Here is a 14,101-nt window from a genome sequence, read left to right as displayed (position 1 = left end):
GTGCCTTGCGTTCGGAGTGAACGCAAGGCACTGCTTTCCTGATTCCCTGGAGCGATCCCTGTGCGTAACCTGATTGACTGGATACGAAAGCTTTCACTCGGCTTCAATATTATCGGTGGTACGGCCCTGATCCTTACCATGGTGATCGTACTGATAGAAGTCCTGACCCGTACCATTTTCGGCCTGACCGGCGGCGCTGTTGACCTGACGTTCAATGGCAGCTTCGAGCTGGTTCGCCACGGTATGATGATTACCTTTGCCTATTCCATGCCCTATTGCCTGGCCCGGGGCCAGGTGGTGGTGGATATTTTCACCGATAGATGGTCCGACCGAATCAAGTCGGTCATGTCCGGATTTTACACCCTGTTGTTTGGCATTTTCGGCTTTCTGATGACCGTTCGCCTGTTCGAGTCAGCCCATTCGGCCTCGATGTCCGGTGAAACCACTCAAGACCTGGCCTTGCCCATGGATAACATTTATTACATCGCCGCGATCGGCATGTTCATGCTCGGATTGCGCGGTTTTGCCCTTGCCTGGGAACAGATGTTTTTCGACGACCACTCTCAGACCACGGGTGACACGCTATGAGTTCCCAATTGATCGGTTTTATCTGTGTTGCCGGCATGCTGGGCATGATCGCACTGCGCATGCCCATTGCCCTGGGCATGGCCATTGCCGGCTTCGTCGGCTTTGGCTGGATCGTCGCCTTTGACCCGGCTATTTCTATTCTGGAAAGCGGCGCTTTCGAAACCATTTCCAATTACGATTTCAGCCCGATTCCGATGTTTATTTTCATGGGCGTACTGGCCTCCAAGGCGCGCATGTCAGCTGAGCTATTCCACGGTGCCAAAACCCTGTTCGGGGCCTGGCGCGGTGGCATGGCGCTGGCGGCGGTCATGTCCTGCGGTATTTTTTCGGCGATTTCCGGTTCTTCACTGGCAACCGCTGCGAGCATGTCGAAAGTCGCGCTGCCGGAGATGAAGAAAAACGGGTATGCCGACTCACTGGCCACCGGAACCCTGGCTGCAGGTGGCACCCTGGGCATTATGATTCCGCCGTCCATTGCCTTGTTGCTGTATGGCTTGCTGACCGAGCAATCGGTAGGCGACATGTTCATTGCCGGCATTATCCCAGGTTTTATGGGCCTGCTGCTGTACATGGTTGCCATCGCCATTACCGTGAAGATCTTTCCGCAACTGGCCACTCCTGGTGAAGCCACGACACTGCGTCAGAAATTGTCCGGCCTTAAAGGCCTGATCCCCTTCGGCGGTATTTTCGCTCTGATCATTGGCGGCATTTACGGCGGCATTTTCACACCTACCGAGGCGGCATCAGTCGGTGCCTTTGGTGCCCTGATCATCGCGCTGTACCGGGGCATGAACCGCAGAGACTTTATTGAAGCCGTGGCGGAAACGCTGGTCGTTTCCACGATGATTTTCTTTATGGTCATCGGCGCCGAGATTTTCAGTGTCTTCCTGTCGGTATCCCAAGTATCCAACAGCCTGGTCAACACGGTGAACGAGCTAAATCTGTCGCCCATCATGATTCTGATGTGCATTCTGGCGTTTTACATTGTACTGGGCATGGTGATGGACAGCATCGCCATGCTGCTGCTGACGGTTCCCATTGTGTATCCGCTGGCCATGGCCGCCGGTTTCGACCCGATCTGGTTCGGCATCGTCACCGTGATCACGGTTGAACTGGGCCTGATAACGCCGCCTATTGGCATGAACGTATTCGTGATCAATTCCGTCGCCAAAGACGTGCGTATCACCTCAATTTTCAAAGGGGTTATTCCCTTCGTGCTGTCAGACATTGTGCGTCTTGCCTTGATTATCGGCTTTCCGGTACTGGCACTCGGGTTGTTGTAACGCTTTTCTCCGCAAGGGTCTGACAATCGGACCCTTGCCTAATAACACAATTCATCGGGGCTGACTTTCCAGCCTTCGATGCGATGAATTATGGAGGCTGCTATGTCTACCCTGTCCCATCCCAACGTTGTTGTACAAAACATTGAGCGTGCCGACCAGGCCATTATCGACGGACTGGCTGAATGTGGCGTGGCTACGGTACACGAATCCCAGGGCCGCAAAGGTTTGCTGGCCGACTATATGCGCCCTATCTACAAAGGGGCTCAGGTAGCCGCCTCCGCTGTCACCATTTCAGCACCGCCCTGCGATAACTGGATGGTGCATGTGGCCATTGAACAGGTTAAGCCAGGCGACATTCTGGTACTGGCCCCGACATCGCCCTCCAACGCCGGTTACTTTGGTGATTTGCTGGCCACCTCGATGCAGGCTCGTGGAGGCATTGGCCTGATCATCGATGGCGGTGTGCGCGACACCAAAGACCTGACTGAGATGAACTTCCCGGTCTGGTCCAAAACCGTCTTCGCCCAAGGCACCGTTAAAGAAACACTGGGCTCAGTCAACGTGCCGGTTGTTTGCGCCGGTGAACTGGTTAACCCGGGCGACATCATCGTCGCCGACGACGATGGCGTCTGCGTGGTGCGTCGCGAAGAGGCCGCTGAGGTACTCGAAAAATCCCGCCAGCGCATGGCCAACGAAGAAGCCAAGCGCCAGCGACTGGCCGCCGGTGAACTCGGTCTCGACATTTACAACATGCGCGAGCGGCTTGCTGAAAAGGGCTTGAAATATGTCTGATATCGCCTGCATGTGGATGCGCGGCGGTACCTCCAAGGGCGGCTATTTCCTGGCCGATGATTTGCCCGAAGAAACCGCCAAGCGCGACGCTGCCCTGTTACGCGTCATGGGCTCACCCGACCCGCGCCAGATAGACGGCATGGGCGGGGCCGACCCGCTGACCTCCAAGGTGGCCGTGGTCAGACAATCCGACCGGGACGACTGCGACGTTGAATACCTGTTTCTGCAGGTCTACGTCGATCAGGCACTGGTGTCCGATGCGCAGAACTGCGGCAACATGCTGGCCGGCGTTGGCCCCTTCGCGATTGAGCGCGGGCTGGTCGGCACCACCGGCGATGAAACCGACGTACGCATCTTTATGGTCAATACCGGCCAGGTAGCGGTCGCCCGGGTTATGACACCCGACGGTCAGGTGAGCTATGACGGCGATGCCGCTATCGACGGTGTGCCCGGAACCTCCGCACCAGTGTTGATTACCTTCAAGGACACAGCCGGTTCCAGTTGTGGCGCCTTGCTACCAACGGGCAATGCCTACGACACCGTCGAAGGCACCCGCATCACCTGCATCGATAACGGCATGCCCTGCGTGATTCTGCGCGCCCGGGATTTTGACATCACCGGCACCGAAACCCGCGAAGAACTCGAAGCCAACGAAACGTTAAAGACGCGTCTGGAGAAGATTCGCTTGCAGGCCGGCTACCTGATGAACCTGGGCGACGTAACGGATAAAACCGTACCGAAAATGACATTGGTTAGTCCGCCAACCAAGGGTGGTGTGCTTTCGACACGCACCTTTATTCCGCACCGCTGCCACGCCTCAATCGGCGTACTCGGCGCAGTGTCCGTTGCAACCGCTGCTGCTATCGAACACAGCGTTGCAAACGAAGTGGCCGAGTTGTCCGGTGATACCATGGCGATAGAGCATCCAATTGGTGAAACAACAGTTGTACTGAAGCGAGATGCCCAGGGCGACGTTGAAAGCGCAGCAATTCTGCGCACCGCGAGAAAATTAATGGACGGACGGATTTTTATTTAACCACTGGCCGAGGGTTGGGTGCTGGCTTTCCAATAAGGGGGTGTTCGCACATGGACTAAAACGCCAGGAGCGTTTTAGCATGAGCGAAGCGAGCCCGGAGGGTGAATCCCATGGATGGGATTCATATTTTGCGATCAAGGCTACAGGGATGTATTCATGCCGACCCCGTTTGGGAAGCCAGCGCCCAACCCGAACCTGTGCCAACCGATTAACCACGGCTGCTGACGAATGCCGCAGCCAGGAGATCAGATTATGACCATGAGCGAAGGCTATTTGCCGTTTCATCCGAATCCTAAAAAGCCGGATTACAAAGCGCCTGAAGGTGCAGTTGACGCACACTGCCATGTGTTTGGCCCGGCTGATAAATTTCCCTATGCCCCAGAGCGTAAATACACGCCTTGCGATGCTGGAAAAGACCAACTTTTTGCGCTGCGCGACCATTTAGGCTTTAGCCGCAATGTGATCGTACAAGCCTCTTGCCACGGCAAGAACAACGATGCACTGGTTGATGCATTGGTCACTGCCGGCGACAAAGCTCGCGGTATTGCCTTTGTGGGCAAAGAAGTCACCCATGAAGAACTGAAAAAGATGGACGAGGCCGGCGTTCGTGGCGTTCGGTTCAACTTCGTAAAGCGCCTGGTCGACACGACGCCCTGGGAAGATTTTCTGGAAATCGCCGAGAAGATCAAACCCTTTGGCTGGCACATTGTGGTGTATTTCGAAGCACCGGATCTCGAAGGGCTGAAGCCTTTGCTGGCCAAGTTCGACACCACCATTGTGGTTGACCATATGGGCCGGCCCGATGTCAGCAAGGGCGTCGACAGTGCCGAGTTTGCCTCTTTTGTAAGCCTGCTGGCCGACAACCCCAATATCTGGACCAAAGTCAGCTGCCCGGAACGCCTGACCATCGACGGACCGCCGTATACCGATGTCATTCCGTTCGCTCGCAAACTGGTAGAGACTTTTCCGGACCGTGTGCTTTGGGGGACCGACTGGCCGCACCCGAATATGTCGTCTCATGTGCCCGACGACGGTCAACTGGTCGATGTGATTCCGCACATTGCACCTACCGAAGAACTGCAGCAAAAATTGCTGATCGACAACCCAATGCGGCTGTATTGGGAACGCTGAGTGTTAACCGGGCAGCCGAGGGAGAAGACCATGAACACGACCGATCTCAAGCTTTGTTTTATTGGCTTCGGTGAAGCCGCCGAAGCGTTCTGGAGTGGTATGGATCACGGCCCGGTCAGTTCGGTTAACAGTTACGATAGCCTGACAGAATCGCCGGGTACGGCCGCACACGAGGCCATGCAAGCTCGCTGCAACGCATTGGATGTACCGGTGTGTGCCAGCCTGGGAGCAGCGGTCAGTGAGGCCGACATTGTGATCTCGGTGGTGACGGCCGATCAGGCATTTGCCGTGGCTGAGGCCACCGCACCGCTGATGAAAAAAGGCGCTCTGTTTCTCGACTGCAATTCCTGTGCGCCACAAACCAAACAGACTTCCGCCCGCGTCATTGACGCTGCCGGTGGTCGTTATGTCGATGTCGCGGTAATGGCCCCGGTCAACCCGGGCAAGAATCGAACGCCCTTGCTGTTAAGCGGCGCCCATGTCGAAGACGCCAAGGCCGTGCTCGATGCTCTGGCCATGAACGCGACCATTGAAGCGGGGCCGGTCGGTACAGCTTCGTCCGTCAAGATGGTGCGCAGCATTATGGTCAAGGGAATGGAGGCGCTCTTTGCCGAATGTGTTCTGGCTGGCCGACTGGCCGGTGTTGACACTCAGGTACTGGCCTCACTGGAACATTCCCACCCCGGTTTCGACTGGGAAAAACGCGCCGGTTATAACCTGGAGCGCATGACCCAACACGGTATTCGCCGCGCCTCCGAGATGGAAGAGGTGTGCCTTTTTCTGAACCACCTGGGCCTTGAAGAACCCTTGTCGGCGAGCACCGTTCGCTGGCAGGAGCGCCTGGGACACTCGGGCATCGTTGCGGACCCGGCCGACTACGCTGGCACCACCGATGCCATGATCAAGACCTTTAAACTCACTCCCATGAAGGAGGTTCAATCATGAAAATTTGTATCGCAGGCGCGGCTGGCGCCTTTGGCATGAAGCATCTGGATGCCGTCAGCAAGATTGATGGCATCGAAGTGCTCTCTGTTGTTGGTCGCGATGCCGACAAAAACGCGGCATTCGCCAAAGAGCATAACATTCCGCATGCTTTCACCGATCTTGACGAAGCGCTGGCTCAGCCTGAGCTGGACGCCGTCATTCTGGCCACACCGACTCAGGTTCACGCCAGCCAGGCCATAGCCTGTTTAAAAGCCGGCAAGCACGTCATGGTCGAAATTCCGATGGCCGATAACATCGACGATGCTCGCGAACTGGTTAAGGTTCAGAAAGAGACCGGGCTGGTCGCCATGGCCGGTCACACCCGTCGCTTCAACCCAAGCCACCAGTGGATTCACGATAAAATCCAGAAAGGTGAGCTCAAGGTTCAGCAGATGGATGTGCAGACCTACTTCTTCCGTCGCAGCAACAAGAATGCGTTGGGCCAGGAGCGCAGCTGGACCGATCATCTGCTGTGGCACCACGCCTGCCACACCGTCGACCTGTTCCAGTATCAGGTCGGTGAGCGTGCCAGCAAGCTGCAGGCATTGCAGGGCCCAATTCATCCGACGCTGGGCATCGCGATGGACATGAGCATCGGCATGAAAGTACCCAGCGGAGCCATCTGCACCCTGTCGCTGTCTTTCAATAACGATGGTCCCTTCGGTACCTTCTTCCGCTACATCTGCGACAACGGCACCTATATTGCCCGCTACGACGACCTGGTCGACGGCAATGAAAACCCGGTGGATCTGAGCGGTGTTGCGGTATCCAACAACGGCATCGAACTGCAGGATCGCGAGTTCTTCGCGGCCATCCAGGAAGGCCGGGAACCCAATGCCAGCGTGGCCCAGTGCCTGCCGGCCATGGAATCCCTCAACACTCTGGAGCAGTTGCTCGAAGCCGAGTAATACGGTCTGGCCAGACAACCTGGCCATCCCTTTTTTCTGGTGACCCCGCTACACGGGGTCACCGCAGCTTAATGTCGGAGTTTAAGTCGACTGGCTTGCCATGAGTTCGCGCCTGATGGCAGAGATGCTCCTGCGGGGGCGCCGTGAAAACATCCATGTTGGCTTAACTTCGGCATCCATGCCTCAGATACCCCCGCAAGAGCACCTCTACCACCAGGCGCTATCTTGTTCGTCAACTCCTAAACGTAAGTAATTAAAAACGTTCACCTCTCAATCCAGTGTTGGGATACAAATCAGGTATGATAAGCGCCTGTTTTTGGTATCAGGTTGAGAGTAAATGTTAGCGTCCCCCGATTGGCTGAGTAGCCTGTACCGCCGTGTAGGCGCCCTGGTCATTGATGCCGCTGTACTGGTATCGGTCGGATTTATGCTGGGCTGGGTATTCGAGTCCTATTTTGTTGAGCTGTCTGTCTGGGCCCGCGCCATTGGCTTTGCGATTGCACTGCTCTATTTCGGTATTCTGAACAGCGAGCTGAATAACGGCCAGACCATTGGTAAGCGGCTGCTTGCCATTCGCGTCGTGAATCTGCATAACGAGAGCATCAAGCTCGATGTCTCGCTGCTGCGCAGCCTGATTCTGATCACGCCATTTTTTGTGCAAGGTTCCGGATTACCCGGTGCGCTGTTGCACAGTTTCTGGATTTACCCGGTGTCACTGGTGCTGTTTGGTGGCCTGGTATCGACCGCTTATTTGATGGTGTTCAACCGCCGCACCCGCCAGGGCCCGCACGACTGGATCTGCAAGACCTTCGTGGCGAACGTGGAGAGCGACCCGCAACGGCCCGAGCCTATCTGGCTCGGTCATTCGGTAACGGTGGGGTTTGTTTTGGTTCTGTCGCTGGCGTTGCCGGCGGCGGTGCAACAATCAAACATTGCCGAGCCACAGCCCGACCTTGACCGCAGTGCGGCCCAATTGCTGCAGCTCGACATCGCAAATCATGTGCAGATAGCCCGGGTAGATTCGCGGCGTGATGACGTCGAAAATCGATTCACCAGCGCTCAGGTTATGCTCACCGAGAACCGGGTAGAGGATGAAGATTTGGCGGCTGACATTGCCCGTCAGCTACTGCAAGGGAACGATCGCATCCGCACCCAGGGGCCGCTGATGATCAATCTCACCTACGGGTATGACCTGGGAATCTTCAGCAGTTGGGATAGCAGGATGCACCGGTTTAATTGGCCAGAAGAATGAGCTGTGAGCTGTGAGCTGTGAGCTGTGAGCTGTGAGCTGTGAGCTGTGAGCTGTGAGCATTCAGCGTTTCCTGCCTAGCAACTTCGTTGCAACAGGTTTTAATCTTTTACTCACAGCTCGAGGCTAGAAGCTCTCAGCTCAAAAAACTCCAGAAAACGTCAGTCATCGCTTTGGGCTGTTCCATGGTACTCATATGGCCGGCGTCTTCGATGATTTCCAGTCGACTGTGTCGAACCTTATCGGCCATCGCCTGGTGCTGTTCCGGCGTGCTCCAGGCATCCTGACGACCGACGATGAAGGTCGTCGGGCAGTCGATGTTTGCGAGTACTGAGGTGGCATCAGGGCGTTCGATCAGGGCTTTGATCTGAGCTTCGAAAATTGCCGGCGTTTTGCGTTCGAACATTGTAACGATGGCGTTGATCAAGGCCGTATCATGCAGCCGGTCCGGGTGCACCATGCCGGTTACCCAGTCGCGGGCCATAGCCGCCACACCCTGCTCATGGGCAGTTTTTACCCGGGCCATCCGGCCTGATACTTCTTTTTCACCCGCTTCGCCGTCGGCCAGGGACGCATATCCCGTATCGAGCAGAGCCAGGCGTTGCACTTTTTCCGGGGCCAGACGCATTACTTCCAGCGCAACGCGCCCGCCCATTGAGTGGCCGGCCATGGCGAAGGAATCCGGTGCGTTGTCGAGTACGCGTCGGGCCATGGTGACCAGGCTGTCATCGTCTTTATAGTCTACAACAACACAATGCCAGGCTTCGCTCAGTGCGTTGATCTGGTGCTCATAGACGGTGTGATCACACATCAGCCCAGGCAATAACAGTAATGTCGGTTTCATGGTTGCTGACTCGCTATCGGTTGGTTCAGTACAAACAGAGCCCGGCGCTCCTTCAAGCGCCAGCCATCGTCGGTTAACACACAGTGGTCATGGTACTCGCCAACGAGACTGCGGTGAACCGGTGCACCGAATACGTCAGATTCCCGCTCGCCGGCTTCACTTGAATACAGCGTCACATAGGCTAGAGCGCGGGCTTCAGTATCTGACAACAGCGTGACGCGCTGATTGGTCACCAGATGCCGGTTCAGCCGGTTGGGCGGGTTGTTCAGATAGGCCTGCAAAATCGCCTCGCGACCGACCAACGGCTCGGGTGTGGTCGGCCGGTAGAGTCGACCCTCCGGCACAAACAGCTGCACAAATTCGTCGAACGCTTTGGTATCGAGTGCGTGCTGGGCATCGAGTACCAGACGGTGAATGGCGTGTTCTGCCAGCAGGGTGTCCAGTGCTGCGGTGTCCGTCGTCATGCCGTTATCTCTCTCAGGTAATCATGGTGTTGGGTAAAAACAATACGATCTGCGGGAACATGACATAAAGCGCAATGGCCACCAGCATCATCAGCCAGAAGGGCGCGACCCCGATAAAAATATCACCCAGCGGTACCTTGGGTGCTACCGACTTGACGATGAACACATTAATGCCCACCGGCGGACTGATCAGCCCCATTTCCAGCGTCAGCACCACCAGTACGCCAAACCAGATCGGGTCGAACCCGAGCGCGGTGATCACCGGAAAGAAGATCGGCATGGTCAACACCAACATGGCGAACCCTTCCAGGAAACAGCCGAGCACCAGGTAGGTTAGCAGTATTAACAGCAGTATGCCGTAAGGCCCCAGGTTCAAGCCCATCAGCATTTCGCCTACGGCGGTTGGAATATGGCTCAGTGCCAGAAACGGATTGAGCATATGGGCGGCAATCAGAATCAACATCACGGTGGTCGTCGTAATCACCGCACCGCGGGTCGACCGCCACAGCGTGCCAGGCGTTAAGGTGCGTGTGGCAAAGCCGTAAACAATCACCAGGCCTGCACCGACGGCCGCCGCTTCAACCGGCGAGAAAATACCGCTGTAGATACCGCCGATGGTAAGCATAATCACCACCGTAATGGGAATGGCGCCAATTAGCCCCCGTGCTTTCTCCTGCAAGTTGGTGCGCGGCCCTTGGGGCGCCAACTGAGGCTTTATGTAGGCCAGAAAGGTGATCATCAGCACGAACAGCAGCATCAGCACCAGGCCTGGAACAACACCGGCCAGAAACAATTTGCCGATCGACTGCTGGGTTAAAATGGCATAGATGACAAAGCCGGTTGACGGCGGAATCAAAATGCCCAAGGTGCCGCCGGCCGCCACAGCACCGGTCGAGAGCTTCGGACTGTAATTAAAGCGTTCCATCTCACCGATGGACACCCGGCCCATTGTCAGCGCGGAGGCCACTGACGAACCACACAGTGCTGAAAACCCGGCACACCCAACAACGGTAGCCGAGGCCAGCCCCCCGCGAATGGAACCGATGACCGCATAAGCTGCATCGTACAATTTGCGGCTCATGCCGGTTTCAGTCGCGACGTTACCCATCAGAATAAACAGGGGAATGACGATCAGTTCAGCGTTTGAAGCAACGGTGTAGGTTTCACTGGCCAGCAGACTCAATGCATTTCCCGGCGATGCCAAAATGGACACCCCGACAAACCCCACCGAAAAAATGGCAAACGCGACCGGTATGCGCAATAACAACAACACCAGCAATGCCAGAACACCCAGCCCGCCAATCAATTCATTACTCATTACAAATCACCTGGCAGAGTGTCCAGAACCCGGTCCCGGCCGAGCAAAATTAACACCACCCGCAACACCATGGATACACCAGTCAGTATCGAAAATCCGGCAATGATGTACTGGAAAGGCGCTTTGGGAATGTTCAGGATATTGGTGCTTAAATTCAGCATCGTCGAAATGGCTGCACTGTCGATCATCGTCCAGGCGATGCCGAAGAAAATCAGTGCGCCGGTCAGTCGCCCCGCAACGGTCAACACCCGATTAAGTATTGGCGAAAACTGATGCTCCAGCAGGTCGACCGCCACATTGGCGTCTTTGCGATCGACCATCGCAACCGAACCAAAAATAATGACGATCAGTGCCACCTGTACGAGATCCTGAGTGCCCCGTAACGGAGCCCCCAGCAGGTTTCGGCCAGCCACGTCGAACAGAATGGTGGCGACGATACCGATCAGAGCCAGGGCGGCGATAACCGCCGAGGCCCTGACCAGATGATCCGTCCAGACTTGCAGAAACCTCAGCATAGTGGCGTGCTCACCATCAGTATAAACCCCAGGTTCAACGATTCTGCATGTCGTTCAGCACATCGCGGGTCTGCTTAGACGACAGCTGACGGCTGAGGAAACTGCCGGCAATGTCTTCAAACGTCGCCACTTCGTCGTCACTCAGGTCAATGACGGTATTACGGTCGTCGGCGCGCACGCTTTCCAGTGTCCGGTCGGCCAGCGCATTCCAGGTTTCTTCACCGCTTTGCGACAAACCGCGACCGCTGTGACGATCGATAATGGCCTGGTGTTCTTCCGAGAGGCTGTCGTAACGTTGCTGGTTCATCACCAGATAAAACATGATGTGACCGAGCGGCGCACCCAGGGTATAGCTGTTCGCCACTTCATCGAGTTTGAAATCGGTAATGGCACTGGACCCGGTGATAATGCCGTCGATCAGACCGGTTTGCAGCGCGTTGTACATTTCACCGGCTGGCATTTGCACCGGCGTGCCGCCCATCTCGTTAACGAAATCACCGGCAACGCTGCCAGATACCCGGATCTTCAACCCGCTCAAATCGGACGGTGAACGGATTTCATGATCTTTCATAATGAAGACGTTGGGCTCGCTGACCCAGAGTGCCAGGGGTTTTGTGCCCGGGAACTCACTGCTCAGGCTCGTATCGAAAGCGTTCCACAGCATGTCGTAACCGGTCATACCTTCGGGAATGGCCCCTGGCAGTTCCACCAACATCGATTTGCCAAACTGTGAGGAGGTATAACCCGCCAGGCCCCAGGTTATGTCTGCCACGCCTTGCAACGCGCGAACGTATTGCTCCATCGGGCCAGCGCCCAATTCACCACCGGGGTAAACACGGACCGTCAATTCGCCGTTGGAATCCGCTTCGATGCCCGTTTTGAAGGGTTCAACCACCGCACTGGTCACCACGTGGGCCGGCGGTACAAAGTGAGCCAGCTTCAGTTCTTCTTCAGCCTGCACAGACATGAAAGGAGCGGACAATACGAGGGTGGCAGCAACGGCCTTGATGCCGTTTTGCAGAGAATGGGCCATGGGGAGCCTCCTGTGATCGTGATCATTATTGGTGTTATTAAGGTCGATCTCGGGTCAATCTGTCTGTCGGTATGGAACATGGGTTCATACGACAATGTTTGTATTTATGGATCCCAAGATAGTAATTCACTTGATCATGGTCAATGAAATTAAATTTTATGGATCCACAAATATCGAGTAAGGTGATTGCATCGATTGCCTGACCAATCACAACAACAGCCTGCGGCAATCGGCTTATTCAGGGGTATAGCGGCATGAGCCAGGTTAATCAGACGGTCATCTCCCAGTTGCGACGGCTCATTCGAGACGGAGCGTTCCAGCCCGGTGCCAAAATGCAGGAACTGCCGGTTGCCGAGCAGCTCGGCGTATCCCGTACACCGGTCAGAATGGCGTTCCGGGTACTGGAGCAGGAAGGGTTGCTCGAACGCAGCGGTAAAAAAGGCTTTGTAGTGCGCCGCATTTCCCGGGCCGATGTCCTGTGCGGCATCGAGATTCGCGGTGTGCTGGAAGGGCTGGCGGCGCGACGCATGGCGGAGAACCCCATCAGTGATCAGCATCGCGACCAGTTACACGCCTGTCTGCAAGACAGTGAAGCCCTGGTGCGCAAAGGTGACTTCACGGAAGCGTTAATCGCCGACTGGAGCGACATCAACCAGCGTTTTCACAGCATCATTCTCGACGGTGCCGGCAGCCGTGCCATTGCCGATGCCATAGCACGCAACAACCACATGCCCTTCGCATCGGCCGATTCGATCATCATGGACACCCAGCGCCTGGACGCCGAATTCAAAAAGGTGGAAATCGCACACCTGCAACACCAGCTAATCGTTCAGGCCATCTGCGAAGGCGACAGCGTACGTGCTGAAATGCTGATGCGCGAGCATGCCTATATTGGCATTAAATATGGTGCCTTTCTGGGGCTCGAAGACGAGTTGCTGACAAGAACGTAACCGGGCTAATCAGACAATCCGCTCCGAGCGTCTAACCGGAACTGAGCGGTTGGAACCCTGCCTGCGATTTTTCCAACAGGGTTTTTAGGGGCACCAGTTCAAAGTGCCGCTTGGCGGTAATCGCATAAAACCGTTCGACGATGCTGTCGAGCACCCAGTAGGTTTCCAGCCGGCCACTCTCAAGTTCATCCTGAACCACCACTTCCGGTACTACCGCCAGGCCTCCAGAGTCCCGGGCCAGCAGGCGCAGCATCGCCATGTCATCGACCTCGGCAAATGGGTCGATTTCAATGCCAAGCTGACTCAGCAGAACATCAAACTGGCTACGAATGTCGCTGCTTGGCCCCGGCAACAGGAGCTTGGCGTTCACCAGATCGTCCGGGAACCGAAACGCCTTTGCCGCATCGCCGGGCGGCCCCACGATGCACACACTCTGCTCGGCAATTTGCTGACAGCGCCACGAGGTTGACGAATCAGCCGAGACGGCCCGGTTAGAGAGAATCAGGTCGAGTTTGTGAATGCTCAGCAGTTCAAGCAGCTCTTCGAGACTCGCAGACCGCATCAATAACTTAACTTCGGCCTCGCCAATGACCGGCCGCAAAAAGTTCTCCTGAAAATTCCGGGACAGCGTCGCCACCGACCCGATGCGAAGTTGTTGCAGCCGCTGCAATTCGCCGCTTTCGGTCAGCGACAGCAGTTCATTACCCAGATTAAAAATACTCTCGGCGTATTTCAGCACCACCTGTCCGAATTCGGTCAGTCGCAATGCCCGCCCCTCACGCACAAACAGGTCACGCCCGAGTTGTTCCTGGAGCTGCCTTATCTGGGACGACAAAGCCGATTGGGAGACATGCAGCTGCTGGGCGGCCCGGGTTAGATGGCCCTCTTTGGCAACGACCCAAAAGTAATGCAGGTGGTGAAAATTCAGGTTTCTCATTCGTATAGTTCCATAAAAGAGAACAGTATCTTCTTAATCATATATTTTTAAAAACAATCAGGACAGGGC

Annotated in this window: 15 protein-coding genes; 9 read left to right on the top strand and 6 right to left on the bottom strand. The window is 55.9% G+C overall.

What is annotated here, in order from left to right; all coding sequences use genetic code 11:
- The first annotated feature begins 60 nt into the window (after positions 1–60).
- The 8 genes from ACHUE7_RS01685 (at position 61) to ACHUE7_RS01650 (ending at position 7,974) form a co-directional block, all read left to right on the top strand.
- Positions 61–588: a TRAP transporter small permease gene (locus tag ACHUE7_RS01685; RefSeq protein WP_394168430.1), complete on the top strand. Its 528-nt coding sequence runs from the start codon at positions 61–63 to the stop codon at positions 586–588.
- A complete protein-coding gene (locus ACHUE7_RS01680; RefSeq protein ID WP_348474720.1) occupies positions 585–1,871 on the top strand; it encodes a TRAP transporter large permease in 1,287 nt (428 codons plus the stop codon). The genes ACHUE7_RS01685 and ACHUE7_RS01680 overlap by 4 nt, the downstream gene beginning before the upstream one ends.
- A gap of 102 nt (positions 1,872–1,973) precedes the next feature.
- Positions 1,974–2,663, top strand: a complete 690-nt coding sequence (locus ACHUE7_RS01675; protein ID WP_394168429.1) for a 4-carboxy-4-hydroxy-2-oxoadipate aldolase/oxaloacetate decarboxylase — start codon at positions 1,974–1,976, stop codon at positions 2,661–2,663.
- Positions 2,656–3,699, top strand: a complete 1,044-nt coding sequence (locus ACHUE7_RS01670) for a 4-oxalomesaconate tautomerase (protein ID WP_394168428.1) — start codon at positions 2,656–2,658, stop codon at positions 3,697–3,699. The genes ACHUE7_RS01675 and ACHUE7_RS01670 overlap by 8 nt, the downstream gene beginning before the upstream one ends.
- Positions 3,700–3,957: 258 nt before the next feature.
- Positions 3,958–4,830, top strand: coding sequence for an amidohydrolase family protein (locus ACHUE7_RS01665; protein ID WP_348474775.1), 873 nt, complete (start codon positions 3,958–3,960; stop codon positions 4,828–4,830).
- Between the two features lie 30 nt (positions 4,831–4,860).
- On the top strand, positions 4,861–5,775 hold the full coding sequence (locus ACHUE7_RS01660) for an NAD(P)-dependent oxidoreductase (RefSeq protein ID WP_394168427.1): 915 nt from the start codon (positions 4,861–4,863) through the stop codon (positions 5,773–5,775).
- The gene (locus ACHUE7_RS01655; protein WP_394168426.1) at positions 5,772–6,722 is read left to right on the top strand and encodes a Gfo/Idh/MocA family oxidoreductase; all 951 of its coding nucleotides are present in this window, start codon (positions 5,772–5,774) and stop codon (positions 6,720–6,722) included. The genes ACHUE7_RS01660 and ACHUE7_RS01655 overlap by 4 nt, the downstream gene beginning before the upstream one ends.
- Before the next feature lie 337 nt (positions 6,723–7,059).
- A complete protein-coding gene (locus tag ACHUE7_RS01650; RefSeq protein WP_394168425.1) occupies positions 7,060–7,974 on the top strand; it encodes an RDD family protein in 915 nt (304 codons plus the stop codon).
- Between the two features lie 133 nt (positions 7,975–8,107).
- Here ACHUE7_RS01650 and ACHUE7_RS01645 read toward each other — a convergent pair whose 3' ends face one another.
- From ACHUE7_RS01645 to ACHUE7_RS01625, 5 genes are read right to left on the bottom strand one after another with little or no spacing between them, the layout of a single operon-like run.
- A complete protein-coding gene (locus tag ACHUE7_RS01645; RefSeq protein WP_394168424.1) occupies positions 8,108–8,815 on the bottom strand; it encodes an alpha/beta fold hydrolase in 708 nt (235 codons plus the stop codon).
- The gene (locus ACHUE7_RS01640) at positions 8,812–9,279 is read right to left on the bottom strand and encodes a nuclear transport factor 2 family protein (RefSeq protein WP_394168423.1); all 468 of its coding nucleotides are present in this window, start codon (positions 9,277–9,279) and stop codon (positions 8,812–8,814) included. Before ACHUE7_RS01640 ends, ACHUE7_RS01645 begins: the two co-directional genes overlap by 4 nt.
- A 13-nt stretch (positions 9,280–9,292) precedes the next feature.
- Entirely contained in the window at positions 9,293–10,597 is a 1,305-nt protein-coding gene (locus tag ACHUE7_RS01635; RefSeq protein ID WP_394168422.1) for a TRAP transporter large permease, read from the bottom strand.
- Positions 10,597–11,112, bottom strand: coding sequence for a TRAP transporter small permease (locus ACHUE7_RS01630; RefSeq protein WP_394168421.1), 516 nt, complete (start codon positions 11,110–11,112; stop codon positions 10,597–10,599). Before ACHUE7_RS01630 ends, ACHUE7_RS01635 begins: the two co-directional genes overlap by 1 nt.
- 34 nt (positions 11,113–11,146) lie before the next feature.
- The gene (locus ACHUE7_RS01625; protein WP_394168420.1) at positions 11,147–12,145 is read right to left on the bottom strand and encodes a TRAP transporter substrate-binding protein; all 999 of its coding nucleotides are present in this window, start codon (positions 12,143–12,145) and stop codon (positions 11,147–11,149) included.
- A 254-nt stretch (positions 12,146–12,399) separates the two neighbouring features.
- Between ACHUE7_RS01625 and ACHUE7_RS01620 the strand changes: the two genes are divergently transcribed.
- Positions 12,400–13,095, top strand: coding sequence for a GntR family transcriptional regulator (locus ACHUE7_RS01620; protein ID WP_394168419.1), 696 nt, complete (start codon positions 12,400–12,402; stop codon positions 13,093–13,095).
- Positions 13,096–13,126: 31 nt separating this feature from the next.
- Here ACHUE7_RS01620 and ACHUE7_RS01615 read toward each other — a convergent pair whose 3' ends face one another.
- Positions 13,127–14,032, bottom strand: coding sequence for a LysR family transcriptional regulator (locus ACHUE7_RS01615; RefSeq protein ID WP_394168418.1), 906 nt, complete (start codon positions 14,030–14,032; stop codon positions 13,127–13,129).
- Positions 14,033–14,101: the final 69 nt, after the last annotated feature.

It is taken from the genome of Saccharospirillum alexandrii (assembly GCF_043641555.1).
GTDB classification, from domain to species: Bacteria; Pseudomonadota; Gammaproteobacteria; order Pseudomonadales; family Natronospirillaceae; genus Saccharospirillum; species Saccharospirillum alexandrii_A.
This window is presented reverse-complemented; position numbering and strand designations above follow the sequence as displayed.

Bases quoted from the DNA above. Each gene is read 5' to 3' on its own strand.
- ACHUE7_RS01645 (WP_394168424.1), bottom strand. From the start codon at position 8,815: ATGAAACCGACATTACTGTTATTGCCTGGGCTGATGTGTGATCACACC.
- ACHUE7_RS01630 (WP_394168421.1), bottom strand. From the start codon at position 11,112: ATGCTGAGGTTTCTGCAAGTCTGGACGGATCATCTGGTCAGGGCCTCG.
- ACHUE7_RS01655 (WP_394168426.1), top strand. From the start codon at position 5,772: ATGAAAATTTGTATCGCAGGCGCGGCTGGCGCCTTTGGCATGAAGCAT.
- ACHUE7_RS01615 (WP_394168418.1), bottom strand. From the start codon at position 14,032: ATGAGAAACCTGAATTTTCACCACCTGCATTACTTTTGGGTCGTTGCC.
- ACHUE7_RS01675 (WP_394168429.1), top strand. From the start codon at position 1,974: ATGTCTACCCTGTCCCATCCCAACGTTGTTGTACAAAACATTGAGCGT.
- ACHUE7_RS01640 (WP_394168423.1), bottom strand. From the start codon at position 9,279: ATGACGACGGACACCGCAGCACTGGACACCCTGCTGGCAGAACACGCC.
- ACHUE7_RS01670 (WP_394168428.1), top strand. From the start codon at position 2,656: ATGTCTGATATCGCCTGCATGTGGATGCGCGGCGGTACCTCCAAGGGC.
- ACHUE7_RS01635 (WP_394168422.1), bottom strand. From the start codon at position 10,597: ATGAGTAATGAATTGATTGGCGGGCTGGGTGTTCTGGCATTGCTGGTG.
- ACHUE7_RS01660 (WP_394168427.1), top strand. From the start codon at position 4,861: ATGAACACGACCGATCTCAAGCTTTGTTTTATTGGCTTCGGTGAAGCC.
- ACHUE7_RS01680 (WP_348474720.1), top strand. From the start codon at position 585: ATGAGTTCCCAATTGATCGGTTTTATCTGTGTTGCCGGCATGCTGGGC.
- ACHUE7_RS01620 (WP_394168419.1), top strand. From the start codon at position 12,400: ATGAGCCAGGTTAATCAGACGGTCATCTCCCAGTTGCGACGGCTCATT.
- ACHUE7_RS01650 (WP_394168425.1), top strand. From the start codon at position 7,060: ATGTTAGCGTCCCCCGATTGGCTGAGTAGCCTGTACCGCCGTGTAGGC.
- ACHUE7_RS01665 (WP_348474775.1), top strand. From the start codon at position 3,958: ATGAGCGAAGGCTATTTGCCGTTTCATCCGAATCCTAAAAAGCCGGAT.
- ACHUE7_RS01625 (WP_394168420.1), bottom strand. From the start codon at position 12,145: ATGGCCCATTCTCTGCAAAACGGCATCAAGGCCGTTGCTGCCACCCTC.